At 68.5% G+C, this 25,296-nt stretch carries 26 protein-coding genes (1 of these 26 running past the window's edge); 6 read left to right on the plus strand and 20 right to left on the minus strand.

All coding sequences use genetic code 11. The annotated features are described in order from the left end of the window. The 3 genes in view from ABZV58_RS11895 to ABZV58_RS11905 are tightly spaced (at most 16 nt apart) and all read right to left on the minus strand, a layout consistent with a single transcriptional unit that may run on beyond the window. Positions 1-5,845 carry the 5' portion of a hypothetical protein gene (locus ABZV58_RS11895; protein WP_355000138.1) on the minus strand. 21,905 nt of this gene lie to the left of the window's left edge, so 5,845 of the gene's 27,750 nt are visible here — the first part of the coding sequence; it begins with the start codon at positions 5,843-5,845; the stop codon falls past the left edge of the window. 16 nt (positions 5,846-5,861) lie between these two features. Continuing rightward, entirely contained in the window at positions 5,862-6,356 is a 495-nt protein-coding gene (locus ABZV58_RS11900) for a YbaB/EbfC family nucleoid-associated protein (RefSeq protein WP_355000139.1), read from the minus strand. 14 nt (positions 6,357-6,370) lie between these two features. Continuing rightward, complete coding sequence (locus ABZV58_RS11905) at positions 6,371-6,685, minus strand: hypothetical protein (RefSeq protein ID WP_355000140.1); 315 nt, start codon at positions 6,683-6,685, stop codon at positions 6,371-6,373. Between the two features lie 265 nt (positions 6,686-6,950). Here ABZV58_RS11905 and dtd point away from each other — a divergent pair, with 265 nt between their 5' ends. Beyond that, positions 6,951-7,382, plus strand: coding sequence for a D-aminoacyl-tRNA deacylase (gene dtd, locus ABZV58_RS11910; RefSeq protein WP_355000141.1), 432 nt, complete (start codon positions 6,951-6,953; stop codon positions 7,380-7,382). A 151-nt stretch (positions 7,383-7,533) separates the two neighbouring features. Further along, entirely contained in the window at positions 7,534-9,039 is a 1,506-nt protein-coding gene (locus ABZV58_RS11915; RefSeq protein ID WP_355000142.1) for a hypothetical protein, read from the plus strand. Positions 9,040-9,514: 475 nt separating this feature from the next. Here ABZV58_RS11915 and map read toward each other — a convergent pair whose 3' ends face one another. From map to rplN, 14 genes are all read right to left on the minus strand, one after another. After that, positions 9,515-10,318: a type I methionyl aminopeptidase gene (map, locus tag ABZV58_RS11920; protein ID WP_355000143.1), complete on the minus strand. Its 804-nt coding sequence runs from the start codon at positions 10,316-10,318 to the stop codon at positions 9,515-9,517. A 29-nt stretch (positions 10,319-10,347) separates the two neighbouring features. After that, positions 10,348-10,893 (minus strand): adenylate kinase, encoded by a 546-nt coding sequence (locus tag ABZV58_RS11925; protein ID WP_097246897.1) that lies wholly within the window; start codon positions 10,891-10,893, stop codon positions 10,348-10,350. Further along, a complete protein-coding gene (gene secY, locus ABZV58_RS11930; RefSeq protein ID WP_355000144.1) occupies positions 10,890-12,212 on the minus strand; it encodes a preprotein translocase subunit SecY in 1,323 nt (440 codons plus the stop codon). The genes ABZV58_RS11925 and secY overlap by 4 nt, the downstream gene beginning before the upstream one ends. A 178-nt stretch (positions 12,213-12,390) precedes the next feature. Further along, complete coding sequence (gene rplO / locus ABZV58_RS11935) at positions 12,391-12,834, minus strand: 50S ribosomal protein L15 (protein WP_067833562.1); 444 nt, start codon at positions 12,832-12,834, stop codon at positions 12,391-12,393. 1 nt (position 12,835) lies between these two features. Next, complete coding sequence (gene rpmD / locus ABZV58_RS11940) at positions 12,836-13,015, minus strand: 50S ribosomal protein L30 (RefSeq protein WP_014349110.1); 180 nt, start codon at positions 13,013-13,015, stop codon at positions 12,836-12,838. A gap of 2 nt (positions 13,016-13,017) precedes the next feature. Beyond that, positions 13,018-13,665, minus strand: coding sequence for a 30S ribosomal protein S5 (gene rpsE, locus ABZV58_RS11945; RefSeq protein ID WP_067785204.1), 648 nt, complete (start codon positions 13,663-13,665; stop codon positions 13,018-13,020). Positions 13,666-13,696: 31 nt separating this feature from the next. After that, positions 13,697-14,104, minus strand: coding sequence for a 50S ribosomal protein L18 (gene rplR / locus ABZV58_RS11950; protein ID WP_355000145.1), 408 nt, complete (start codon positions 14,102-14,104; stop codon positions 13,697-13,699). Positions 14,105-14,106: 2 nt separating this feature from the next. Continuing rightward, positions 14,107-14,646, minus strand: coding sequence for a 50S ribosomal protein L6 (gene rplF / locus ABZV58_RS11955; RefSeq protein ID WP_141807368.1), 540 nt, complete (start codon positions 14,644-14,646; stop codon positions 14,107-14,109). A 14-nt stretch (positions 14,647-14,660) separates the two neighbouring features. After that, a complete protein-coding gene (gene rpsH, locus ABZV58_RS11960; RefSeq protein WP_355000146.1) occupies positions 14,661-15,059 on the minus strand; it encodes a 30S ribosomal protein S8 in 399 nt (132 codons plus the stop codon). Positions 15,060-15,578: 519 nt separating this feature from the next. Then, on the minus strand, positions 15,579-15,776 hold the full coding sequence (locus ABZV58_RS11965; protein WP_355000147.1) for a hypothetical protein: 198 nt from the start codon (positions 15,774-15,776) through the stop codon (positions 15,579-15,581). A 186-nt stretch (positions 15,777-15,962) separates the two neighbouring features. After that, positions 15,963-16,148, minus strand: coding sequence for a type Z 30S ribosomal protein S14 (locus ABZV58_RS11970; RefSeq protein WP_014981705.1), 186 nt, complete (start codon positions 16,146-16,148; stop codon positions 15,963-15,965). Between the two features lie 3 nt (positions 16,149-16,151). Next, positions 16,152-16,715, minus strand: coding sequence for a 50S ribosomal protein L5 (gene rplE, locus ABZV58_RS11975; RefSeq protein WP_067785237.1), 564 nt, complete (start codon positions 16,713-16,715; stop codon positions 16,152-16,154). A gap of 1 nt (position 16,716) precedes the next feature. Further along, a complete protein-coding gene (rplX, locus tag ABZV58_RS11980; RefSeq protein ID WP_067785240.1) occupies positions 16,717-17,031 on the minus strand; it encodes a 50S ribosomal protein L24 in 315 nt (104 codons plus the stop codon). Position 17,032: 1 nt separating this feature from the next. Next, the gene (gene rplN / locus ABZV58_RS11985; protein ID WP_014981702.1) at positions 17,033-17,401 is read right to left on the minus strand and encodes a 50S ribosomal protein L14; all 369 of its coding nucleotides are present in this window, start codon (positions 17,399-17,401) and stop codon (positions 17,033-17,035) included. A gap of 330 nt (positions 17,402-17,731) precedes the next feature. Here rplN and ABZV58_RS11990 point away from each other — a divergent pair, with 330 nt between their 5' ends. Then, a complete protein-coding gene (locus ABZV58_RS11990) occupies positions 17,732-19,777 on the plus strand; it encodes a M13 family metallopeptidase (RefSeq protein WP_355000148.1) in 2,046 nt (681 codons plus the stop codon). 40 nt (positions 19,778-19,817) lie between these two features. On the opposite strand, the gene ABZV58_RS11995 is transcribed toward ABZV58_RS11990, so the two are convergent. Then, positions 19,818-20,789, minus strand: coding sequence for a TetR/AcrR family transcriptional regulator C-terminal domain-containing protein (locus ABZV58_RS11995; RefSeq protein ID WP_355000149.1), 972 nt, complete (start codon positions 20,787-20,789; stop codon positions 19,818-19,820). Positions 20,790-20,925: 136 nt separating this feature from the next. Between ABZV58_RS11995 and ABZV58_RS12000 the strand changes: the two genes are divergently transcribed. Both ABZV58_RS12000 and ABZV58_RS12005 read left to right on the plus strand, forming a co-directional pair. Beyond that, entirely contained in the window at positions 20,926-22,368 is a 1,443-nt protein-coding gene (locus ABZV58_RS12000) for an MFS transporter (RefSeq protein WP_355000150.1), read from the plus strand. Between the two features lie 11 nt (positions 22,369-22,379). Then, complete coding sequence (locus ABZV58_RS12005) at positions 22,380-22,760, plus strand: cupin domain-containing protein (protein ID WP_355000151.1); 381 nt, start codon at positions 22,380-22,382, stop codon at positions 22,758-22,760. Here the strand turns inward: ABZV58_RS12005 and ABZV58_RS12010 are convergent. Further along, entirely contained in the window at positions 22,750-23,838 is a 1,089-nt protein-coding gene (locus ABZV58_RS12010) for a DUF6545 domain-containing protein (protein ID WP_355000152.1), read from the minus strand. The two genes, ABZV58_RS12005 and ABZV58_RS12010, sit on opposite strands and share 11 nt — an antisense overlap. Before the next feature lie 51 nt (positions 23,839-23,889). Further along, the gene (locus tag ABZV58_RS12015) at positions 23,890-24,051 is read right to left on the minus strand and encodes a hypothetical protein (RefSeq protein ID WP_355000153.1); all 162 of its coding nucleotides are present in this window, start codon (positions 24,049-24,051) and stop codon (positions 23,890-23,892) included. A 237-nt stretch (positions 24,052-24,288) separates the two neighbouring features. Between ABZV58_RS12015 and ABZV58_RS12020 the strand changes: the two genes are divergently transcribed. After that, positions 24,289-25,269 carry an ABC transporter substrate-binding protein gene (locus ABZV58_RS12020; protein WP_355000154.1) on the plus strand — a complete coding sequence of 327 codons (981 nt, stop codon included), beginning with the start codon at positions 24,289-24,291 and terminating at the stop codon, positions 25,267-25,269. The last annotated feature ends 27 nt before the right edge of the window (positions 25,270-25,296 follow it).

Raw genomic sequence — 25,296 nt, forward strand, 5'->3', positions numbered from 1 at the left:
GGCCGGTCTCGGTCTGCCGCAACAGTTCCCGTACCTGATCCGGGTGCGCGTCCAGCGACCGGCCGATGCGCACGTCGGAGTCGGCGATCGGCTGCAACCCGGAATCGCCGCGGAGCGAGTGGATGGGGTCGCCCGCCGCGTCGAACAGGATCGCGTGCGTGCTCCGCACGTCCCGCGACAGGTTCGGGGGGAAGCCCTTCTCTTCGCCGGTGCCTGGATCGCGAACCACGATCCCGCCGTTCTCGTGCACCAGCACGTACGCGTGCGCGCCGACGTTGTACTCGTCGGCCGGCCCCGTGTACTCGTCGACGACCAGTGCCGACGAACCCTCGGGCATGGTCAGCAGCTGCCGCGCGATCGCCTCGTGATCGGCGTAGCCGCGCAGCTGACCACCCGCCGCCTCCTGCACCTCGGTGCGCGACATACCGTCGAGCCCGACCGGATCGGCGGGCGGCCGGATCACCGAACTACCGGTGAGGCTCTTGATGAGCCGCAGCGCCAGCTCGGCACACCGCCCGCGGTTCTTATCGTCGGTGTGCGGCGGCACCTCGCCCAGTTCCACGAATCCGGCGGTGTCGGCGTCTTGGTACACCGGCACCGGCCCGGGCTCACCCGGCTGCGCGGCATCGTCGACCGGCCTGCCGTTCGCGTGATCCCAAGCCCTGCCGTAGAAGTCGGCGTAATCGCCCAGCGAGTTCTTGCCGCGCGGCGAATCCAGGTGCGCGCGAATTCCGTCCGCACCCGCATCGATCGCGCTGTCCGCCATGGGATCGACGAGCCCGCGCGCACCGGGCCGCTCCTGGGCGGCGGCCCGCCCACGGTCGCCGGCGCGCTCGAGCTCGGTCACCGGAATGTCGTGGCCCCGAGAGCGCAGTTGCTTGACGAAATCCGTCTCGGCCGCGTGCGCCCTGCTCTCCTGCCGGACCATCGCGTCGACGTACTCGGCCTGCGTGCTGCGCAGCGGATGCGGCGAGAGACCGGCGCCCGCGTCACGCAGGTGCGCCGCGGTATGCACTATCGCGATGGCCTGCTGCACATCCGACACGCCGTAATCGAGCACCAACGTGCGGCGCTCCGGGTGGTAGCGCGGCTCGGCACCCGGCTCGTGCACCACCCGAACATCGTTGTCGCGCAACACTTCGTCGGCCCACACGCCGATGTCGGTCTGGTCGAGCAACTCGCGCACCTGCTCGAGCCGCCGCGCCGACGCCAGCGGCGCCGACTCGCCCGGGACCCGCGCGGGCGGCGTTGCCTCGTCGGGCTCCGCCTGCAACGCCTCGTCGACGACATCGACGCCGCGCTCGTCGCGCGCGATCGGTTTCACGGTGACGGCAGCGTCCGTCTCCGGGACGCCGACCTCGATCAACCGCAGGTCCAGATCCGGATGACGCAGCGCCGCTTCGATTCTCGGGTCGCGAGCACGGGCTTCGCCGAGTGCGTCCGCGTGCTCGCGCTCCGGAGCGGCGACCACCAGCCGCGGCGGATCGCCCGCGATCAGCGCGACGTGCGGCGTGATCGACTCCACCCCGTCCACCCCGGCGAGCTCGCCCGCGAGGACGTCGCGCGCCGCCGCCGCGTTCGCGGCCGAGTCGGCGCGGGCGGCCAGCTCACCCTGGAGGTGGTAGTGGTCGCCGAGGTCCGCGAGCAGCCGGATCCGCAATTCGCGGTGCAAGAGTTCGGCCCTGCGCTGCTCCTCGGGCGCGGGCAGCACATCGCGAGTGACATCGGCGGGATCTATCCCCAGTTCGCGGGCGAGGTCGGCCAGCGCCCGATCGTTCGCGTCGAGCATGGTCCGCAACACCGGTCCGCGCAGGTCCGGGTCGACCACGTCGATGATGTTGGCGCCCACCTCGTCGACCATCTCGAACAGCCGCACCGACAGATCGAAGCGGCGCCGCTGCGCCACCACGCGCTGCCGCGCCTGTTCGCGCACGTCGGATTCCGCTTCGGGCGTCACCCAGCGGTGATACTCGGCCGACCGGCCGTGCGCGGCATCCCAACCCGCGCCGTAGAACTCGAGGTAGCTGCTGCCGTCGCTCCACGGCCGGGCGGCGAGCACGTCCTGGATCGCGTCGATGCCCGCCTCCCGCGCCCTCGCGCGGACCTGCGCCTCGTCGAGATCTGGGCTCGACCGAAGCGTCGCGTCCATCGCGGCGTCGAAGGCGGCGAGATACGGGCCGCGCAACGCGTCGGTGTCGGGAACGGGATAGCCGAGATCCTGAAGTTGCCTGGCGAGCTCGAACTCGCGTCCGAACGCCGATGCCTCCTCGCGCACCATCGCGTGGATGTAGTCGTCGCGGTCCATGGTGCGGATGCCGTGCCCAGTGTTGGCGGTCTCTCCGGAGAGCGCCCACTCGGCGTGCACGCCTTCGTGGGCGAGCGTCAGCGCCTGCGCCAGGTGATCGCGCGAACCCGTGCGGACGTCGGCCACCAGGTCGGAATGCCGGAACTGGCCCTCCATCCCGGAGGCGATCTCGGCGAGGAAGTTGGCGTCCACCTCACCGCGCTCCAGCACGGCGAGGATCTCCCTGCCCACCACGGTCTGCTCGAGCAGTGCCTTGACCTGGTCCGGCAGCTCGCCGAGCGACCGGCCGATCTGCACGTCGCCGAAGCGCACGGGAGTGTCGGCGTCGGCCGGATGCACCGCGTTGCCGCGGTGATCGAACAGGATCGCGTGCGTGGCCCGCACATCCGAAGGCAGTCGCGGCGGGAAGCCCCGCACCTCGTTCCCGCCGGGATCGCGCACCACGATGCCGCCGTTCTCGTGGACGAGCACGTAGGCGTGGGCGCCGACGCCGTGGTCGTCCACCGGACGGGAGTAGGTGTCGACCACCAGCGCCGACGAGCCCTCCGGCATGGCCAGCAACTGTCGGGCGATCGCGTCGTGATCGGCGACCGCGCGCAGCTGCCCGCCCGCCGCCGTCTGCACCTCGGCCGCCGACATGCCGTCCAAGCCGACCGCGCCCGCCGGCGGCCGGATGGTCGTGCTTCCGGTCATGGCCTTGATCAGGCGCAGCGACAACTCGGCGCAGCGACCGCGGTTGCGGCCCGAGGTGCGCGGCGCGGCGTCCGTGGTCGCGGGTGGCGTTTCACCGGAGGTGCGCGAGGTGGCCCGGGTATCCGGTCGTTCCGCGGGAGTACGCGCGGCGTCCGAGCGTTCGGCCGTTGGCCTCGACGCGTCCCGGCCGGTGTTCGGTCGGTCGGTCGAGGTGGTGCGGTCGGCGGGGCGCACGGGTGTCGCGTCCGGTGCGCCGACGACGGGCGGCAGCGCTACCGGCGCCAGGTCCGCGGCGTCGGGAGCGAGCGGGTCCTCGTTTGCGCGCGGAGCCGAATCCGCCGTAATGCCAGCGAGTTTCGTACGCGGGGCGGCTTCCTCCGCGGCGATCCGCGCCTGCGGGCCTTGCCCGGCGGCGTGGCGGCTGGGATCGGCCGCACCCGCGCGGCTGTGTGGCCTGCTCCCGTCCTCGACCGATGCCGTGTCGGTCCGGCCGTCCCGTACGCCCTGTACCCGCCCGTCGGTCGGCGCCGTGCGGTGATCGTTGATCCCTGTGCGCGGATCGATGGCGCGGGTGTCGCCGCCGGTGAGCGGGCGGCCGTCGGCGCGAGATTCGCCACCGGTGAGCGGGCGACCGTCAGCGCGAGATTCGCCGCCGATGAGCGGGCGACCGTCAGCGCGAGATTCGCCACCGACGAGCGGGCGGGCGTCGGCGCGCGGCGCGTCCGCGAGCGACGAGAACGTGGCGCGCGGCGGTGTCGCGCCGGGCCGGGTCTCGCCGGGCCGGGTCTCGCCGGGCCGGGTCTCGCCGCCCGCGCGCGCATCCGCCGCCGAATGCGCTGGTCCGGGCTGGGCGAGCGGGGGCGTCGCGGCAGGCGTGTGGTCCGTCGCGCGGATCTCGTCGGCTCGGTGTGGCGTCTGCGCGTCCCCGGCGAGGCCTTCGAGCTTCGCACCGGGACGAGCCACCGCTTCGCTCGTCGGCGAGCCAGCCTCGTGCGACATCTCCCGAGTGCTGTGCTCGCCGCGTTGCACCGGCTGCGAATCCGACTGCGACACCGACGTTTCCGTCTTCGACGGCGTCGCGCCGTCCGCCTCTTCCCGACCTGCGCGATCACCCGGAGGTTGCGCCTGCTGCGTCGAATCGGACTGTGGCGCCGCCTGTTCTGGCGCACGCGGTGTTTCCGCCGCAGGCTGGACGGCCTCCGCGCGTTCGGAGGCGTCGGCCGCCGGATGCATTGCCGGAGAATCCGCGGCAGGTCCGGCGGCATCGCCCGCCGGATTCGGAGCGCCGCCCGTGTCGGCCACCGGAGCCGCGGCGGGGCCATCGCTCACGGTCTCCGGTCGCTCGGCGTTCGAATCGATCTGCGGCGCGGTCTGTTCCGCCACCGGCGGTGTGGTGACCATCTGGTCGTCACCCGTGGCGGGCCGCGTGTCGTTGACCGCCTCCGGCGCGGTATCGGTGTGAACGCCCGCCTCCGGCCCCTGCGGAACCGTCCCGGCCGGGTCGACCGGCGCTGCCCCCGCCCCCCGGTCTCCGGTCGGCTCACCCGTGTTCACCGGATCCGGCGATGTGCCCGAATCCTGCTGCGGTGTCGTGCCTTCCGAAGTCGGCGGAGTCGCACCGGGCACACCGGCACGCGAACCCCCGGGCGCCGAACCGTCCGAGTGCCCGGCGGGCGGCCTGATACCCGAACCCTCACCGCGTCCGTTCGCGCCGTTCGAAGTCGAAGGATCCTGCGTGCCAGTCGTATTCGACGGTGCGCCGCTATCCGCCGCTCCATCGGGCCGATAGCCGATCCGCGGTGCGGCGGGCTCCGAAGTCCTCGCGGGATCCGCGTACCACTCGGGATGCCGGCTGTGCCACATCTGGTCCGCCCGCGCCCGGCTCGCACCGGACATCGCGCCGTTGCTGGCGCCGGCCGTGAGCATCCGCCAATCGAACTGGTCCTTGGCGTTCTTCTTGGTTTCCTCCCACGCCTTGCCCCAGTTCCACGACCCGTCGTCCTGGTGCGCGGCGGTGACCAGCTGATACCCGAGGCTGCCGCCGAAACCCGCGACCGCGCCGACGGTACCCGCGACGGTGCCGGTGATCGCACCGCTCACCGCGGGGCTGAGCCGCGGCGTGCCGTCCGGTCCCGGCCGGTTCAACCTGCGCCCGAGCATGTCGCCGACCGGGCTCGCTACCGCGGCACCCGCGGCCGAGCTGACGGCGGTCATTCGGACCTGGTTCCAGTCGATCGCCTTCCGGTGGCCCGCGTCCACCTGGTACGCCTGGATGCCCAGGTCCTGGCCGGTGCCGATGACCGTGTCGATGGCTACGTGGCGGATCAGGAAGTTGGCGAGCTTCTTCGTGATGACCTTGCCGACAATCTCGACGATCTTGTTCATCAGACGCTGCGCGAGCATCCGGATCCCGACCCTGGTGAATCCCATGGCGATCGCCGTCTCCGCGGGCGCGGTCGGCGGGAACAGCCAGAAGATCGCGATCTCGGCGGCCAGCAGCGCCAGCGACGAAATCACCATCAGCTTCGCGTATTCGAGCTCGGTGCCGACACTGTCGGCGCTCTCCGCGATGGCCTCCAAATCCTTGGCCAGCAACTCCAGCGACTGATCGCCGCTGCGATAGGTCTCGAGATCCTTGATCATGTTCTCGAGCGCTTCGCCCTGCGGGTACGCGGCGCGGGTGGCCGCGATGGCGTCATCGATGTCGGCGAGAACCTTGCGCAGATCCGCGGCGGCCGTGCGCCAGTCGTCGGCGAGGCCCCACATCCCGTCCTCGTCGCCCTCGGGATACTCGGAGCCTGCCACGGCTTCGAGCAGCCACATCAGGGCGCCAGGAACATCGACCATCGAGAATTACCCCAGCTCACCAGCTGGTGTCGGTGACTCCGCGATCGCGGTTCGGCGTGTACGCCTCCACGTCGTGGAAGACCTGTACGGAACCGTCGGCGTCGTGTCCGGTGTCGGGGACCACCATCGTCGCGGGCGGCGCGACCGGCTTCGCGGCATTCAGATCCGCGAGTCCTTCGATCATGTCGGTCAGCTTGGGCAGTCGTGCCTGCCGCTCCAGCACCGGAGCCATCAACTCCTGAGCCTTGCGGCCGACCTCCTGCGCGGCCTGCTGGGCGGCGGCCGTCACCGCCTTGGCGATGTCCCCGTAGGTCAATTCCTCAATGCCGGAATGAAATTTGGTATCGATGATCGTGCCGTCGGCGTTCACCGTGACGGTCACCCGCTTGCGCACGGTGGCGCTGGCGGTCAGCTCGGCCCGCGCCTGCTGGATCGCGGCGATGGACCGGAACTGCTGCTGGACCTCCTCCAGCACGTTGGCCAATTCGGCCTTGGCGTATTCGTTTGTCATGGCCTCGTACCGGCTCAGCTCAGGTCGTCGCGGTTCTGGATGTCCTGCTTCTTCATCGTGTCGGCGGTTCTGACCTGACCGGTCACGAAGTTGTCGTAGCTCTGCGACGCGTTGGACAGATTCGTCCGCGCGTTCGACTTCGACACGGCGTAGCCGTCCGCGCCGTCATGGAAGCGGCTGCCGAACTTGTCGTTGCCCCAGGGTGTTCCACGCGCCGCCAACGCGGAGTCCAGATTCGTCAGCACGGATTCGATGGCGTCGCGCACCTGACCGGTCTCCACCTGCGCGGCCTTGCGCAGCATGTCGGGATCGTTCTCGACATTCGTCATCGCCATCGCTCCTCGTGCACCCGCGGACCACCGCGCCCCTTCACCTCGGACCTGCGTCCCGACCATGACATCCCCGAGCGACTCGCCAGTAGCCTTAACGTGAACCTAAGACACCCTGAGAGTTACGCGCAGATGTGTCGGCACGCCATCGTCCGATAGCCCGGTCCACTCCTGATGACCTGCCGCACAGTGGCATTGACATAGCGGTCGGACACCCCACGATGTGCTTGTCCGTCCGGGGGACAACGGGTGCGATGATCACCGCATGCGAGTTCTTGTGCAACGAGTGACCGCGGCGCAGGTGACCGTCGACGGCGAACTCGTCGGGCGGATCGATCCCGACCCGCAGGGCTTGGTCGCGCTGGTCGGCGTCACCCACGACGACACCGAGGCGACCGCGAAAGCTCTGGCGGACAAGCTGTGGCGGCTACGCATCCTGGATGGTGAACGTTCGGCCGCGGATCTGAACGCGCCCGTGCTCGTCGTCAGCCAGTTCACTCTCTACGCCGACACTGCGAAGGGCCGCCGCCCCTCCTGGTCGGCGGCCGCGCCGGGCCCGGTCGCCGAACCGCTCGTCGACACCTTCGCCGAGGCGCTGCGCACGCTCGGCGCGACCGTCGCGACGGGCCGTTTCGGCGCGCACATGCACATCGATCTCACCAACGACGGCCCCGTCACGCTCCTACTGGAGGCCTGAGCACGCGGTTCGCGCCGAGTTAGCTGACAGCTAGCAGCGAGCCCGATCGTTCCCGGGCGACGGCACCCGATTTGTGGCAGACTTTCCGCGAGAACAGATGCGGCCGAAGGAACGACCGTCTGTGGAAGGTGATGCGGGAGTTGGGTTCGCGATGGATCTGAGTGCTGTCGAACGACAGGTTGCGGTAGATCGCAGTGCGGCCCGAGACCGAACGGTCGATTCCGAACTCCGCCTGGCCACTTCGCTCGTCGAACTGGCCAAGGCGCTGGTCGCCACGAAGAACGATCCCGCCGCGCGCCGAGACCGAACCCTGGAGGCGCCCGCCCCTGCGCAGGAAGCGGTCGACATCCGGCTGCGGTGGCTGGCCGCGGGAATGGTCGAGGCGCGGTTCGCCGGTGAATTGCAAGAGTCGCTACGGGTCTTCGAACAGGTAACCAGGGCGGCCGGACGTCGCGACCTCGCCACGACGACCATCCGCGGCGCCTGCGCGGCGTATCGCCAAGTGGCGCAGACCCACCCGCACGTGGCGGGTATGTGCGCCGACGGGCTCGGCAAATGCGGCGTGTGGCTCGGCAGGCTGGACCAGGACGCGGCCGTCGCCGCCGTCGAGGACGCCGCCCGCATCCGCGCCGAGCTGGCCGCCGCCAATCCCGACCTGGCGGGCAAGTACCTGGCCAGCCTGAGCACGCTGCTGCGCACCCTCATGGTCGGCCGCTCGCGCAAGCAGGCACTGGCGATGTACCGCGAACGGTACGCCGCCTTCACTTCGACCACCATGTCGATCCGGCTGCGCGCGTGCGGGATTCGCGATCTGGATCTCACGCCGAAGTCCTACAACGCGCTCGTCGAACTGGAGTGCCGCACCCTGGAGCAAGCCGGGCGGCTGACCCAGCAGCAGATCGTGCGCAAGTCCTCCGGTGACCTATCCACGGTGGAGGAGATCAACTGGCGACTGGCGCTGGTCGGGCTGCGGCCGCTCGCGCCGGGCGAGGATCCGGAGCCGCCGTCGACGCCGGTCGAGATCGGCCCGACCTTCGGCGCACTCGGCGTGCGCTGTCCGGATCGCGACGCCATGACGCAACTGCGCGCCGCCATCATCGAGGCCTACGCCCAGGACGACATCCAGCCCGTCGACAGCGCCACCTATCACAGTTCCGACGACGAGGACTGGGTGATCGGCGAGGCCGAGCTCAACACGGCTAGCACGCTCGGCGACGACGTGGTGTTGATCGAGATGTCCTACGGCGGCTGGGTGACCGTGATGAGCCTGAACTGGGAGCTGGCTCCCGTCGGCAAACACCCGCTGGCCCTGCGGCTTTCCCAGCGCTGGCCGGTGGTCAGCGTGACAGCCACCGCGAACACGTCCTACGAGCTGTGCCGCTACGAGCACGGCAAGGCGACCCAGTACGCGGCGCTCGGCCGCCCGGCCGGACCCGCCACGCTCGACGAGCCGCTCGCGCCTTTGGACTTCGGCGTGCTCGCCGCCTACGGCGCCAGCCACGCCACCGAGAACAAACTGCGGTCGGCGTTCGGCAACACACAATCCTTCGCGAACCTGACCTACCTGCCCGGCGCGGGTCTGCGGCAGCTGCGCAAGTCGATGACGCTGATCGACCATGATCACGTGCTGTTCTTCCGCAAAACCGGCCAGAACTGAAACACCCTCGGCGGCAGCCCATCCCGGGTAGCCTGCGGCACCTCGCGCGTGCCGCGGACACCAACTGCGGTCCGCTTCAGCGAGATTCGAGTAGTTCGCTACTCGGGAGCCGACCCCCGCACGGAACCTAATCTGACTGCATCGTCAGAGAGGGAGGTGCGAAACGCAGAACCACCGAACCCACAGCACCGCCGAAGGTTTCGGTCAGGCGCGCAGGGCGCGGGTGCAAGGAACGACGTCACCGATCCAGCGGCGAGCTGGGTACCGTCGGGCGACCAAGGCCGGTACACGAATGTGTCGAAGCCGGTCACCACGGCGAGATCGACCGAGACGGGCCCGGCCCGCGGCGTCGGTGCGAATCGAGTCCTCGCCGCGCGAGCGTACGGCCGAACCTGGAGTGTCGGTACATGTTCCGACCAGTTGTGCCATGCGGGTGATGTCCGCCGGGAACGTCCGGCGTCGACGGTGGCCGCCGCTACTCCGGGCGCAGGGTGAGGATGCGCGGTCCGTCCTCGGTGACCGCGACGGTGTGTTCCCAGTGGGCGGCGCGACTGCCGTCGAGGGTGACCACCGTCCAGTCGTCGTCGAGCACCTTGGTCTGGGTGGTGCCGAGGGTGAGCATGGGTTCGATGGCCAGTACCGAGCCGACCACGAGTTTCGGGCCCTTGCCCGGCGCGCCCTCGTTGGCGAGGAACGGGTCCATGTGCATCTCGCGGCCGATCGCGTGTCCGCCGTAACCGTCGACGATGCCGTAGGCGCGGCCGTGCAGTTCCTCGACGGCGCGGGTACCCATCTCGATGGCGTGCGACACGTCGGTCAGCCGGTTGTCCGGCACCATGGCCGCGATGCCAGCCTCCATGGACAGGCGGGTCGCCTCGCTCAACAGTCGGTCGGCCTCGATGATCTCGCCGACGCCGAAGGTCCACGCGGAGTCGCCGTGCCAGCCGTCCAGGATGGCGCCGCAGTCGATCGAGATCAGATCGCCCTCGACCAGGATCTCCTCCGCGGTGGGAATCCCGTGCACCACGCGATCGTTCACCGACGCGCAGATCGAGGCGGGAAAGCCGTGGTAGCCCTTGAAGGACGGCACGGCGCCCGCGTCGCGGATGGTCTGCTCGGCGACCTCGTCCAGTTCCAGGGTGGAGACCCCGGGCTTGGCGGCCGCACGCACGGCGACGAGGGTGCGGCCGACCACCGCGCCCGCCGCCGCCATGGCGTCCAGCTCACCGGCGGTGCGGAACGGCACCACCTTCTTGCTCTTCTTGCGGCCGAAGACCATGACGGCTCAGCGCTCCCGAGACAGGGACATCAGTGTCCCAGTGCGCGCAGCGCGCGGGCGTTGACCTCGTCCACCTCGCCGACGCCGTCGACCGTGACGACCAGACCGTCGTAGTGCTGCAGCAGCGGCTCGGTCTCCTCGCGGTACACCCGGAGCCGGTTGCGGATCACGTCCTCGTTGTCGTCGGCACGACCACGCGCGAGCATCCGCTCGACCACGGTGTCCTCGGCCACGACGAAGCACAGGACGGCGTCCAGCTTCTTGTCCATGTCGCCGAGGATCTTCTCCAAGGCCTCGGCCTGATCGATGGTCCGCGGGTAGCCGTCGAGCACGAAGCCGTTCGCGGCGTCGGGTTCGTTGACCCGCTGCTCGACCATGCGGTTGGTCACGTCGCTGGGCACCAGATCGCCCGCGTCCATGTACTTCTGTGCCTCGCGACCCAGCGGGGTCTGCTGGCCGATGTTCGCGCGGAAGAGATCCCCGGTGGAGATGTGCGGGACGCCCAGCTTCTCCGACAGCAGGACGGCCTGAGTGCCTTTGCCGGCACCCGGCGGACCGAGCAGTACAACTCTCACTTGAGGAACCCTTCGTAATTTCGATTCATCAGCTGGCTTTCGATCTGCTTCACGGTGTCCAGGCCGACGCTCACCATGATCAGCACCGCGGTACCGCCGAACGGGAGGTTCTGGACGCCACCGGTGTTGCCGATATCGAGGAAGAGGTTCGGCAGGACTGCCACCAGACCGAGGTAGATGGAGCCGGGCAGGGTGATGCGGCTCAGGACGAAGTTCAGATAGTCGGCCGTCGGCTTACCGGGACGATACCCCGGGATGAAGCCACCGAACTTCTTCATCTCGTCGGCGCGTTCCTCCGGGTTGAAGGTGATCGCGACATAGAAGTAGGTGAAGAACACGATCAGGCCGAAGTAGATGGCGATGTACACCGGATTGCTCGGGTTCACCAGGTACTTCTGAATGATCTCCTGCCACCAACTGGGGTCAGGGTTGTTCTGCGACGAGGTCAGCTGCGCGATCAGGTTGGGCAGATACAGCAGCGACGACGCGAAGATCACCGGGATGACACCGGCCTGGTTGACCTTCAGCGGCAGGTAGGTCGAGGAGCCGCCGTACATCTTGCGGCCGACCACGCGCTTGGCGTACTGCACCGGAATGCGGCGCTGGCCCTGCTCGACGAAGATCACCGCGACGATGATGGCGAAGGCGGCGGCGCACACCAGGCCGAAGACCAGACCGCCACGGCTGTCCAGGATGGCCTTGCCCTCGGTGGGGATGCGCGCGGCGATGCCCGCGAAGATCAGCAGGGACATACCGTTGCCGACGCCGCGCTCGGTGATCTGCTCACCGAACCACATGACGAGCGCCGCACCGGCGGTCATCACGAGCACGATGATGATCATGCCGAAGATGCTGGTGTCGGCGAGGATGTCCTGCTGGCAGCCCTGGAGCAGCTGACCACGCGCCGCGAGCGCGACCAGACCGGTCGCCTGCAGGATGGCCAACGCGATCGACAGGTACCGCGTGTACTGCGTCATCTTCGTCTGGCCGGCTTGGCCTTCCTTGCGCAGTTCTTCGAACCGCGGGATGACGACGGTGAGCAGCTGGATGATGATGCTGGCGGTGATGTACGGCATGATGCCGATCGCGAAGACCGACAACTGCAGCAGCGCACCACCGGAGAAGAGATTGATGAGCTGGTAGATGCCTGCGTTCTCACCGCCGGAGACCAGGTCGACACATTCCTGGACGGCCTTGTAGTCCACGCCGGGCGACGGCAACGCGGCACCGGCACGGTACAGCGCGACCAACCCCAGCGTGAAGAGAATCTTCCGCCGTAAGTCCGGAGTCCGGAAGGCCGATACGAAGGCGGAAAGCACAGATCCTCCTGGCGCGAACGACATGGTCATGACATGGCTGTTTCAGCTTTGCCCGATTCCCTGGCGGACAGGGGGACGCCGAAAACCATGACGTGGCTTGGCAGACAACAATTGAACTCTAACAGTGGCACCGGACGAGCTCGTCACTCGTCCGGTGCCACTGCTTGTCAGAGTACCGTCAGCCCAGCTCGGTGACAGTGCCACCGGCGGCGGTGATCTTCTCCTTGGCGGCGCCGGTCACCTTGTCGACGGTCACCTGGACCGCGACGCCGATCTCGCCATCGCCGAGAACCTTGACCAGCTGGTTCTTGCGGACAGCGCCCGCGGCGACCAGCTCGGCCTTGCCGATCTCCCCGCCCTGCGGGAACAGCTCGGCGATCTTGCCGACGTTCACGACCTGGTACTCGGTACGGAACCGGTTCGTGAAGCCCTTGAGCTTGGGCAGCCGCATGTGCAGCGGCATCTGCCCACCCTCGAAGGCGGCGGGGACGTTCTTGCGAGCCTTGGTGCCCTTGGTACCACGGCCCGCGGTCTTGCCCTTGGAGCCCTCACCGCGACCCACACGGGTCTTCTCGGTCTTGGCGCCGGGAGCCGGACGCAGGTGGTGCAACTTGATGGTCATGTCAGACCTCCTCAACTGTCACGAGGTGGCGCACGACGTTGATCAGCCCGCGGTTCTGGGCGTTGTCCTCACGCACGACGGACTTGCGAATGCCACGCAGACCGAGGGTCCGCAGGCTGTCGCGCTGATTCTGCTTGGCGCCGATCGAACTCTTGATCTGGGTCACCTTGAGATCTGCCATTGTCAGGCTCCCTGTCCCGCACGCGCACGCAGCATGCCCGCCGGAGCGACGTCCTCGAGGGGCAGGCCACGACGGGCCGCGACCTCTTCCGGACGCTGCAGCTGCTTGAGCGCGGCAACCGTCGCGTGCACGACGTTGATCGCGTTGTCGCTACCGAGCGACTTGGCCAGAATGTCGTGAATGCCAGCGCATTCCAGCACGGCACGAGCCGCGCCGCCGGCGATCACACCGGTACCGGGGGAAGCCGGGCGCAGCATGACCACGCCGGCCGCCGCCTCACCCTGAACCGGGTGGGTGATGGTCGAGCCGATCATCGGGACGCGGAAGAAGCCCTTGCGAGCCTCCTCGACACCCTTCTGGATGGCCGCGGGAACTTCCTTGGCCTTGCCGTAGCCGACGCCGACCAGACCGTTGCCGTCACCGACGATCACGAGGGCGGTGAAGCTGAAGCGACGACCACCCTTCACGACCTTGGAGACGCGGTTGATCGCGACGACGCGCTCGAGCTGGTTCTTCTCGGCCGCGTTGTCCCGACGGTCGCCGCCACCGCGACGATCGCCACCGCGACGATCGCCGCGGCCGCCCTCGGGGTTGCTGCCATTCTGTCCGGCGGGTCCGTTTCCGCCGTCACGCCGCTGACGTCCCGGCATCAGACGTTCCTTCCGTTCGCAATCTTCATCATCAGAACTTCAACCCGCCTTCGCGAGCGGCATCGGCCAGAGCGGCGATGCGGCCGTGGTAGTCGTGGCCGCCACGGTCGAACACGACGGCCTCGACACCGGCAGCCTTGGCACGGGCGGCGATCAGCTCGCCGACCTTCTTGCCCTTGGCGGTCTTGTCGCCCTCCACCGCGCGTACGTCGGCCTCGATCGAGGACGCGGCGGCGATGGTCTTGCCGAGCGAGTCGTCGATGAGCTGCGCGTGCAGGTGGCGCGAGGAGCGGTTGACCACCAGGCGCGGACGCTCGGTGGTACCGGCGACCTTCTTGCGCAGGCGGAAGTGACGACGCGTCTTCGACAGACGACGCTGGGTCGAGGAGTCCTTGCCCAGCGGGATGCGCTTGGCCTTCTGGTTTTCGGTTTGCGCCATGATCACTTACCCGTCTTTCCGACCTTGCGGCGAACGACCTCGCCTGCGTAGCGGATGCCCTTGCCCTTGTACGGGTCGGGCTTGCGCAGGCCGTGGATGACCGCCGAAATCTGGCCGACCTTCTGCTTGTCGATTCCGGACACGGAGAACTTGGTGGGCGATTCCACCGCGAAGGTGATGCCCTCGGGAGCCTCGACGGGCACCGGGTGGCTGTAGCCGAGCGCGAACTCGAGGTTCGAGCCCTTGGCCTGCACGCGGTAACCGACGCCGAAGATTTCCATCTTCTTCTCGTAGCCCTTGGTCACGCCCTCGATCATGTTCGAGATCAGCGTACGGGTCAGGCCGTGCAGCGAGCGGTTGCGGCGCTCGTCGTTCGGGCGGACGACCTCGAGCTGGCCGTCTTCGCCGCGGGCGACGGTGATCGGCTCGGCGACCACGTGCGACAGGGTGCCCTTGGGACCCTTCACCGACACGTTCTGGCCGTCGATGTTCACCTCGACACCGGACGGGATTGCGATGGGCTTCTTACCAATGCGCGACATTGTCCTGACCTCCCTTACCAGACGTAAGCGAGGACTTCGCCGCCCACGCCGCTCTGTGCCGCCTGCTTGTCGGTCAGCAGACCCTGCGACGTGGAGATGATCGCCACGCCGAGGCCGCCCAGGACCTTGGGCAGGTTGGTGGATTTCGCGTACACACGCAGACCGGGCTTGGAGACGCGGCGCACGCCGGCGAGGCTGCGCTCACGGCTCGGGCCGTACTTGAGCACGACGATGAGCGTCTTGCCCACCTGCGCGTCCTCGGTCCGGTAGTCGGCGATGTAACCCTCGCGCTTGAGGATCTCGGCGATGTTCGCCTTGAGCTTCGAGTGCGGAGCCTTCACCTGATCGTGGTACGCCGAGTTGGCGTTGCGCAGACGGGTCAGGAAGTCTGCGATCGGATCAGTCATGGTCATAGTTCGACCTCGACACCTTTCTCGCTGCGGTTCCCATACAGCACCCGCGCACTCGAGAGCGCGCCGATGGTGGGCCTACAACAATTCGGCTGGTCCGGTCGGCAACTGCCGACCGGCGGGGTACGTATCGCCCGGATCGGTACACATGCGGACATGGGGGTGCCCAGGCAACCGCTCTAGTGTAGGCAATGGGCTGACCAGGACAAAATCGGGGTCGGAGACCCGTCACAGCACCGGCCAGGGCGCAATCGGACCGCCCCGCTCGCGATCACCTGCGGCTACCGCTAGAGCAGACCGAGTTTCAGCATCAGAGCCCGCTTCAAGCTGCGCCTATCGCCTCGCGCCAGCTCAAAGCCTCCAAGCCCGCGCCCTCGCCGTGGGCGAAAGTTCAGAGTCCGTCCCCCGGGCTCGCCGCAGCGACCGCCTCCTAGCGAGTCGGGCGGCGGGGCATCGGGCGGCTGAAATCCGAGGTTCGCGTGCCGTTGTCCGGCTGGCGCTTTCGCCTCACGTGGCCGACGCTCAGCGGCAAGCCGGGTTCGGGTGCTGCTGCGTACTGCCCCACGGACCACACATCAACAGCTCGAGCAGACCCAGCGGAAGGTCGAGGGCCGCGGAGCCGGTGCCCGAGGAACCGGAATCGGCGACGGGTGCGGCCTGCGGCGCCACCGGAGCCGGGGCCGCCATCGCGGGCGCGGCACCCGCGCCCAGGATCGCCACGAACGCACTGCCCGGGTAACGAAGCCCCAGACCGCGAGCTCACTACCAGGAGGCGGCGACCGACGGCATCAGTAAGGAGCGCGGTAGCTATCGCTTCGCCGCGTCTCCGAACGCACAAGGGCACGGACTCGCTGGGAGTCCGTGCCCTTGTTGCGTTATGCGTGCGCGCTCACGAGGAGCGCGGGCTCACCAGGAGCTCTTGTGCACGCCCGGCAGCTCGCCGCGGTGCGCCATTTCGCGCAGGCACACGCGGCACAGGCCGAACTTGCGGTAGACGGCGTGCGGGCGGCCGCAACGCTGGCAGCGGGTGTAGGCGCGCACCGCGAACTTCGGCTTGGCGTTGGCCTTGTTGACCAGTGCTTTCTTAGCCATGGCTCAGTTCTCCTTGAACGGGAAGCCGAGGTGCTTCAGCAGGGCACGGCCTTCTTCGTTGTTGGTCGCCGTGGTGACCACGGTGATGTCCATACCGCGCGGGCGGTCGATCTTGTCCACGTCGATCTCGTGGAACATCGACTGCTCGCTCAGACCGAACGTGTAGTTGCCGTTGCCGTCGAACTGCTTCGGCGACAGGCCGCGGAAGTCGCGGATACGGGGCAGCGCGATGGAGACCAGGCGGTCCAGGAACTCCCACATGCGGTCGCCGCGCAGGGTGACCTTCGCGCCGATCGGCATGCCCTCACGCAGCTTGAACTGCGCGATGGACTTGGTCGCCTTGCGGATCTGCGGCTTCTGACCGGTGATCAGGGCCAGGTCCTCGACGGCGCCGTTGATCAGCTTGGCGTCGCGGGCGGCGTCGCCGACGCCCATGTTCACGACGACCTTGACCACGCCCGGGATCTGCATCACGTTGGCGTAGTTGAACTCGCTGTTCAGCGCGTCCTTGATCTCGGCGCGGTAGCGCTGCTTCAGGCGCGGCTGGGTCTTCTCAGAGGTGGTCATGTCAGATGTCCTTCCCGTTCTTACGGGAGATCCGGACCCGCTTGCCGTTCTCGTCGGTCCGGTAGCCGATGCGGGTCGGCTTGCCGTCGGAGTCGACGACCATCACGTTCGACACGTGGATGGGAGCTTCCTGGGTCACGATGCCGCCCGAGGAGGCGCCGCGCTGGGTGGCGGAGTTCGCGACGTGCTTCTTGATCCGGTTCACGCCCTCGACGAGGACCTTGTTGGTCGCCGGGTAGGCCTGGATGACCTTGCCCTTGGCGCCCTTGTCCTTACCCGAGACGACGAGCACGGTGTCGCCCTTGTGCACCTTCATGTCAGAGCACCTCCGGAGCCAGCGAGACGATCTTCATGAACTTCTTGTCGCGCAGCTCGCGGCCGACCGGGCCGAAGATGCGGGTGCCGCGCGGATCGTTGTCCGCCTTGATGAGCACGGCGGCGTTCTCGTCGAACTTGATGTAGGAACCGTCCGGACGACGACGCTCCTTGACGGTGCGCACGACGACGGCCTTCACCACGTCACCACGCTTGACGTTGCCGCCGGGGATGGCGTCCTTCACGGTGGCGACGATGATGTCGCCGATACCGGCATAGCGACGCGACGAACCACCGAGAACGCGGATGCAGAGGATTTCCTTCGCACCCGTGTTGTCGGCGACGCGCAGTCGCGACTCCTGCTGAATCACTTCAGCCTCCTTGACCTGGACGTATACGCACGCCGGATTGCCGACCCGACGGGCATGGTCGTGTCACCACCCGAACGCGCGCCTACCAGCGGATTCGTACGGTCCGAGCAAGAACTCGAGAGCCGACCACTGGGGGTTCGCGGCCAGGATGCGGGCACAGCTCCCGCAGGCAACCGGTCTAGTGTAGGGGAATCCCCAGGTCGTTCCCAAATCGGGGCCGCTCGGCGAGGAATCCGTGCCCGCGACCCGCCGCGCCGGTAGCCTCGGCCGAACGAACGTCGCCATCGATCACAACGTGCGGGCGTGGACCGCATCGGGGAGAGGATTCACGTGACATCAACCGGTCGTCGGGTCCAGCTGGACCGTCGCGCCTTCCTGGTCGCGCTCGGCGTCGCCGCTCCCGCCGCGGCGCTGCTGGCGTCCTGTTCGAACGACGGCAACGCGAACACCGTACAGCTGACCGGTGTCGATATGGGCGGCGCCGACCCGCTGATCCGGCCGCAGGACGACCTGTACCGGCACGTCAACGGCGCGTGGCTGCGCGACTACCAGCTACCGCCGGACAAGTCCGAGGTCGGTGCGATCAGCGAGGCGGTCGACCGCACCACCGAACAGCTGCGCGCCATCATCGAGCGCATCGAGAACCCGGAGCCCGGTTCCGAGGCGCAGCAGATCCGGGATCTGTACGACGCCCGGCTCGACCTGGAGCAGATCGAGCGGCTCGGCATGAGCCCGCTGGCGGACCTCTTCGCGAAGATCGACGGCGCGGCGACCAAGTCCGAGCTGGCCAAGGTGATGGCCGAGCTGCCGATCGGCGGCCTGATCGGTATCAACATCGGCACCGATCGCAAGAATTCCAACGCCTACATCGCCACCATATGGCAGTCCGGCCTGACGCTCGGCGAACAGGAATACCGCAAGCCCGAGTTCGCCGCCAGGATCGCGGGCTACAAGCTCTACCTGGAGAAGATGGCCGAGGGCGCTGGGTTCCCTGATCCGGCGGGGCTGGCCCAGCGAATGCTCGACCTGGAGACCAGGATCGCGGCGGCCCACTGGGACCGCGTGCGCGCGCGCGACACCGACGCCACCTACAACCTGCTGAGCTGGAACGAAATGACCGCTCTAGCACCGCAATTCGACTGGGACCAGTGGATGACGGGCAACACCGACCGGCCTCGATCGCTGTTCGAGAAGATCGTTGTCGGCCAGCCGTCGTTCGTCACCGCGGCCGGGCAGCTGTGGGCCGAGGTGGATATCGCGCAGTGGCGGGAGTACCTGCGCGTGCACGTCACCCACGCCTACGCGCGCTTCCTGCCCAAGGCCATCGCCGACGCGCGGTTCGACTTCGTCGGGAAGGTGCTCGGCGGGCTGGAGGAGCGGCCGGAGTTGTGGAAGTCGGCGGTGGGCGTGGTCGACGACTATCTCGGCGAGCAGCTCGGCAAGCTGTACGTGGACGAGCACTTCCCGCCGGAGGCGAAGCGGCGCGCGCAGGAGATGGTCGACGACCTGATGGCCGCCTACCGGAACGACTTCACCAATTCGGCCTGGATGTCGCAGCCCACCCGGGAGGCCGCGCTGGCCAAGCTCGCCAAGATCACGGTCAAGATCGGCTATCCGGACAAGTGGGTCGACTATTCGGAGCTGAAGATCACCAGGGGCAAGCTGATCGAATCGCTGCGCGCGGTCAACGTCTTCGAGTCGAAGCGTGCCTTCGAGCGCCTCGGCACCCCGGTCGACAAGGCCGAGTGGGCGATGTCGCCGCAGACGGTGAACGCCTACTACTCCCCCACCAACAACGAGATCGCCTTTCCCGCCGCGTATTTGCAGCCGCCGAACTTCGACAAGGATGCGACCACCGCGGTGAACTACGGCGCGGTCGGCGCCACCATCGGCCACGAGATCGGGCACGGCTTCGACGATCAGGGCGCCAAGTACGACGGCGACGGCAACCGCCGCGACTGGTGGACCCCGGAGGATCTGGCCGCGTTCAAGACCAAGACCGATCAGGCCATCGCGCAGTACGACGGTCTGGTGCCCGAGGGTATGGACCCCAAATACAAGGTGGACGGCAAGCTGACGGTCGGCGAGAACCTGGCCGACCTGCGCGGCCTGCAGATCGCACTGGCCGCCTACCGGATCGCCGCGGAACGTGAGGGCGTCGCGCCCGACTACCGCGAGATGTTCTTCTCGCACGCGCGCACCTGGCGGGAGAAGCAGACCGAGGAGGCCGCCATCTCCCGTCTTCAGGACACGCACGCCCCCAACGAATTCCGCTGCAACCAGGTGGTGCGCAACATCGCGGAGTTCTACACCACCTTCGAGGTGAAGGAAGGCGACGAGCTGTTCCTGCCGCCGGACCAGCGGGTCAGCCTCTAGGACGCAACGGCATTCGGCCGGAGGTTTGCCGTCGACGGCTTCAGCGCGGGTCCGATCGTGGCGCGAGTAAGCCGTCGACGAGGGCGCGCAGGCCGTCGGCGTAGGTGTCGGTGGCGCTGAGGGCGGCCCACCGTGGGCCGAGTTCGGCCAAGCGCGGCAGTGTTTCGGGGTCGAGGTCGGCGAAGACCTGGTCGCGGAAGGTGGGCCGCTCGTCGGCCGCGCGCCGAACGGCGTTGCCACGGATGAGGATTTCGCCCGCGGTGTAGTGCCAGATGGCGCGGTAGGCGTGCGCCGCGCGGTCGAGGGACAGGCCCGCGTCGACGGCGGCGTCGATGATGTTCTCGCTGACCCACAGCGCCGACAGACCGAACAGATCGCCGCCGGTGAGCACCTCGACGATCCACGGCCGCGCGGCGAGCACGTCGTGCATCGCGGTGGCGGCGAGCAGGATTCGCTGTTTCGGATCGTCGGGGAGGTCCGGCCAGGTGACCTGGTCGGCGTAGTCGTTCAGCAGCATGCGCAGCAGGTCGTCCTTGTCGCGCACGTGGTGGTAGAGCGCCATCGGCGTGCAGCCGAGTTCGGTGGCGAGCCTGCGCATCGTCAGCTTCTCGACGCCCTCCGCGTCGAGCACCTTGTGCGCGGCGGCGACGATCTCCGCGCGGGAGATGCGCGCGGGTCGGCCGGTGCGGCGATCCGAGGATGTCCGCTCACCAGACCGCGTCCGCGTGCCCGACCGCTCGTTGCCGGTCGACCGCGCACGCTCACCCAAGTCCTCGGCGGCGGCCGTCTGCGCACGCTCACCCGACGGCTCGATGGCGGTTGCTTCCACCCGCTTGCCCGACTGCTCGCCGCCGGTCGCCTGCGCGCGCTCACCGGAGGGCTCGATGGCGGCCGCCTGGGCAGGTTCGCCCAACCGCTCGACTCCGGCCGCCTGCGCACGCGCACCGGACGGCTCGCGTCGTGCTGCGGCGCGCGCTCCGGACGGTTCGCGCTGCGAAGACGAAGGGGGCATGCGTCCATCTTCGCCCACGGCGGCAGAACGCGGGCCCGGGATAAGCCGTGCGCCGAAGGCGTCGGCGCGGTGCGCCGTTCGCTCAGGACGTGACGAAGGTATGGACAGCGATGCGCTGCGCGGTTAGTTTTTATACGTGTATAAAAACTCGAATCAGCGACCGAACGTGGCGTTGACGGCGGTCGCCGTCGCGCAGTTCATGGTCGCGTTGGACATGGCGGTGGTGAATGTGGCGCTGCCCGCGATCCGGGCCGATCTCGGGTTCGCGCCGCTCGATCTGGCGTGGGTGGTGCACGTCTACGCGCTGACCTTCGGCGGTTTCCTGCTACTGGGCGGCAAGGCCGCCGATGTGTTCGGGCGGCGCAGGCTCTTTCTCGGCGGGCTCGTCGTCTTCGGGATCGCCTCGCTGGCAGGTGGTTTCGCGCAGGCTCCGTGGGAATTGGTCGCGGCCCGCGCGATTCAGGGCGTCGCGGCCGCCGCCGTCGCACCCGCCGCACTCGCGACTCTCACCACCACCTTCGCCGAAGGGCCCGCCAGGGTTCGGGCGCTCGGCGTGTGGGGCGCGGTGAACGCGGCGGGCGGCGCGATGGGCGTGCTGGTCGGCGGGCTGCTCACCGAATACCTGAGCTGGCGCTGGGTGATGTTGATCAACGTGCCGATCGTGGTCATCGCCGTGGGCGCGGTGCTGGCGGGCGTCGCGGCCGACGCGGCCAGCGGTGCGGCGAAGCGGCTGGACATGGTCGGTGCGGTGCTGGCCACCGGCGGTGTCGGTCTGCTGGTGCTCGGCGTGATCGGTACCGAACGCCACGGCTGGCTCTCGGCGACCACCGGCGTGACACTGGCGGCCGCGGCGGTGGCGCTAGCCGCGTTCGTCGGCCGGGAAACGCGAGCGGCGGACCCGCTGCTGCGCATCGGGTTGTTCGCCAACCGCTGGGTCAGCGGTGCCAATCTGTTCGTATTCCTGGCCAGCGCAGGGCAATTCGCGGCCTTCTACCTCACGTCGCTGTATCTCCAGCAGGTGCTCGGGATGAGCGCGGGTGCGGCGGGCGCGGCATTCGTGCCGTTCTCGCTCGCGGTCGTCGCGGGCACCGTGGTGGCCACCAAGCTCGGTGCGCGTCGGTCGCCGCGCGGCGCGCTGATCGCGGGCGGCGCGATCGCGGCGGTCGGCATCGGGTGGTTCGCGCTGATCAGTCCGGACGGCGGCTTCCTCGCCGATGTGCTCGGTCCGTCGCTGATCGGCGGGTTCGGGCTCGGGTTGTGCCTGGCGCCAGTGGCCGCGGCCGCGACGATGGGCGTCGCGCGGGCCGAGGCGGGGATGGCGTCCGGCGTGTTCAACAGCGCGCGGCAGCTCGGCGGCAGCATCGGTGTCGCCGCGCTGGCCACCCTCGCCGCCACCCGGACCGGCGAACGGATGGACCCGGTCGGCCTCAACGACGGGTACGCGCTCGGGCTGGCCGTGGCCGCCCTGCTCTTCGTCGCGGCGGCGGTCGTCGCGGCCTTTGCGCTACCCGCGGCCCACCGATCTGCGAATCCACTGGAAACCGCACTCTCGGAAGAGCTTTCCGAGGTGAACCGATGAAAGGAATCTCTGTGACAACGATCGACCTGTTCACCCGCGCCCTCCAATTCCGCCCCGATGGCAGCGTCGGCACGGGCCCTCGCCGCATGGCCGACGACTCCGGCGGCTGGCAGCTGGCGGCCTTCCACGTGGAGACCGACGCCGACGTCCACGCCGACCACTGGGAAATCCACCCGTCCAGCGCGGAGGCCGTCTGCTGCCTCTCCGGCGGATTCCGCCTCTACCTGCGCCCCGAGCGGCCTGGCGATCCCGAAACCATGATCCCGCTCTCCGCGGGCACCGCCTTCGTCGTTCCGCGAAACCGTTGGCACCGCATCGAACTCGACCAACCGTCGGACATCGTGTCCATCGGCCTGCGCGCCGAAACTCGCCAGGAACAGGTCACCCCGTGACCCGAACTCCCTCTTTCGGCCACGCCTTCGCGAGCCGGAGCAGTTCGGGCAGGCCCGTTGCGCGGTAGTCGGTCCCGAGTGCTTGGGCGGTGCCGGTGTGCGTGCCGTCGCGTGCGCGCGGCGGCACGCCGGAAGTCCTCGCCCGAACGGCGTGCGCGATTCGCCTGGCGTAGGCGTCCGTGCCCGGCTCGTCCGACGGCGCGGGCTCGTACGGGCGCAGGTGCATCAGCGCGTCCTGGATCTCGACCGTCATCCGATACAGCCGCGACATCGGCTCGCCGCGATGCGAATCGTCCGGCAGCAACACGATTTCCGGGACGGCCGCGGTGAGATCGCACCACAGCGGACGCAACCGCCTGCACGCGCGGCCGTCGCGATCGAGCCCGCTGCGCACCAGCACGGCGCTGAGCAGTGGGATCGCGATCAACGCCGTCACCACCGCAAGCATCACGAAAGTTGCTACCGCCCACGGCAAGCCGGGTTCGATGGTCCGCATGCCCGCGATGATGCGGAGCGCCCCGACGCCCGAGGCGAAGCAGCAGTACAGCCCGAAGGCGAGCAGAGCGAAGTACGCCCAACGCTCCCGCGCGGTCGGATCGGGTGTGCGCAGTTCCCGTACGCACGCCCTGGCGATCAGCGCTCCGCAACTGATGGCGACGAAACTGCCCGCCGTCCAGATCACCCGGTTCTGGGCGGCAGGGCTGCCCAGCGGCCAGCCGAGCAGATCGACCAGTGCCGGACCCAACAGGATGACCGCTCCCGTCGAGACACCGACCCTGTTGTACTGCCGCTGCCGGTATCGCAGCGTCGCGGAGTCCATACCGTCGAGCAGCCTGGCGAACCCGTACGCGTAGGCCAGCGTCATGGCGCCGATTCCGAGGAACAACCGCTCCCCCAGATCGCGCATGCCGAGCACGCTCGCGATCTCGTACAGCACGATCGCCGCCAGATCCCAGCTCAACGTCGCGTTGATCAGCCGATCGATCAGCAACTCGTTCACCAGGAACCAACGCCCCCCGACGATCGCGGCGAGGAACACGGACACCGCCACCACGACCGCGAGCGGCACAGTACTCACGCCAGCACCCTACGCCGCCAGCAGCATGGAGCGACCCGGCCGGTCTGTCTCCTAGCGAACCAGGTCGGCGAAGCCGATTTCACCGACGACGACGTGCTCCAGCTCGAGGAATCCTTCCCGGTGCAGCCGGTGCAACCGGTACTCCCCGGCGTGCGCGTCGAGACGGAATTCGCGTACCTCTTCGATCTCGTACTTGGTGTCGAGTGAAACCACCAGATCCAGCGCGGGCGATGTTCTCCGGCAGCCGACGGTACTGCTCTTCGGTCATCTCGTGTGGCAGCCGCTCCGGCGGCTCCATGGTCATGGCAGCAGCGTACTGAGCCGAAGCGTCGGCATATCGCTATCCAACCTGGGGCGTAGGCGAGATATGGATAGGTTAGGCTTGGCTGACTTGTTCTGGTGGCTCGGGAGGGCCGGTCGAGGAGTTCCTCGGTGAAGGAGGGTTCAACGATGAGGTCTGTTCGGGCGTCCCGTGGGTGGGCGCGGGCGGCGGTGGCCGTGTTGGCCGGCGCCATGGCCCTCGGCGTCACCGCGTGTGGATCGTCGGGCGACGCGGCGGGTGGTGACGGCGAGTCGATCACCGTCAGCCACGTCAGGGGCGAGACCACCATCACCGGGGTTCCGGAGAAGATCGTCGTGCTCGGCAACCAGTGGCTCGACACCAGTATCGCGCTCGGCGTGACGCCCGCCGCCTACATCGACAACGTCGCCGTGCTCGGCAAGGGCGCGCCGCCGTGGCAGCCGAAGATGGGCGAGTCCGCGAAGCCGCTGAGCACCACCGGCAACCTGGCCGAACAGGTCGCCGCGCTGGAACCGGACCTGATCCTGGCCGACTCCTTCATCGCCGATCAGAAGAACTACGACGAGTTCTCCAAGGTCGCCCCGACCCTGCCCGGCCTGAGCAAGGAAATCATCACGCCCTGGCAGGATCTGGTGACCACGCTCGGCAAGGTGCTGCACAAGCAGGACGAAGCCACCAAGCTCATCGCGGGCGTCGACGACAAGATCGCGGGCATCACCACCGCCAACCCGGGCCTGAAGGGCAAGACCTTCGCGAGCACCTGGCTGGCCAGCATGACCCAGCTGATGGTGCTCAACGACCCGAACGACGGTTCGGCCAAGGTGTTCGCCCAGCTCGGCCTCGGCGTCCCGAAGAACCTCGCCGACCTGCCCGCCAACCAGGGCCGCGTCGCGCTGTCTCCGGAGCGCATCAACGAGCTCACCGCCGACCTGCTGCTCGCGGGCTACTCGGCCGGTATGGACGAGAAGTGGCGCCAGCTGCCCGGTTACGCGGAGCTGCCCGCGGTGAAGAAGGACTCCGTCGTCTTCCTCACCACGCAGGAGATCACCGCGGTGAACCAACCGACCGTGCTGTCCATCCCGTTCATCCTGGACAAGCTGTCGCCCGCGCTGGCCAACGCCGCGAAGTAAGCGAAAACGCGAGAAGTAAGAGGAGTT

Source organism: Nocardia sp. NPDC004654 (genome assembly GCF_040609595.1).
Classification (GTDB): domain Bacteria; phylum Actinomycetota; class Actinomycetes; order Mycobacteriales; family Mycobacteriaceae; genus Nocardia.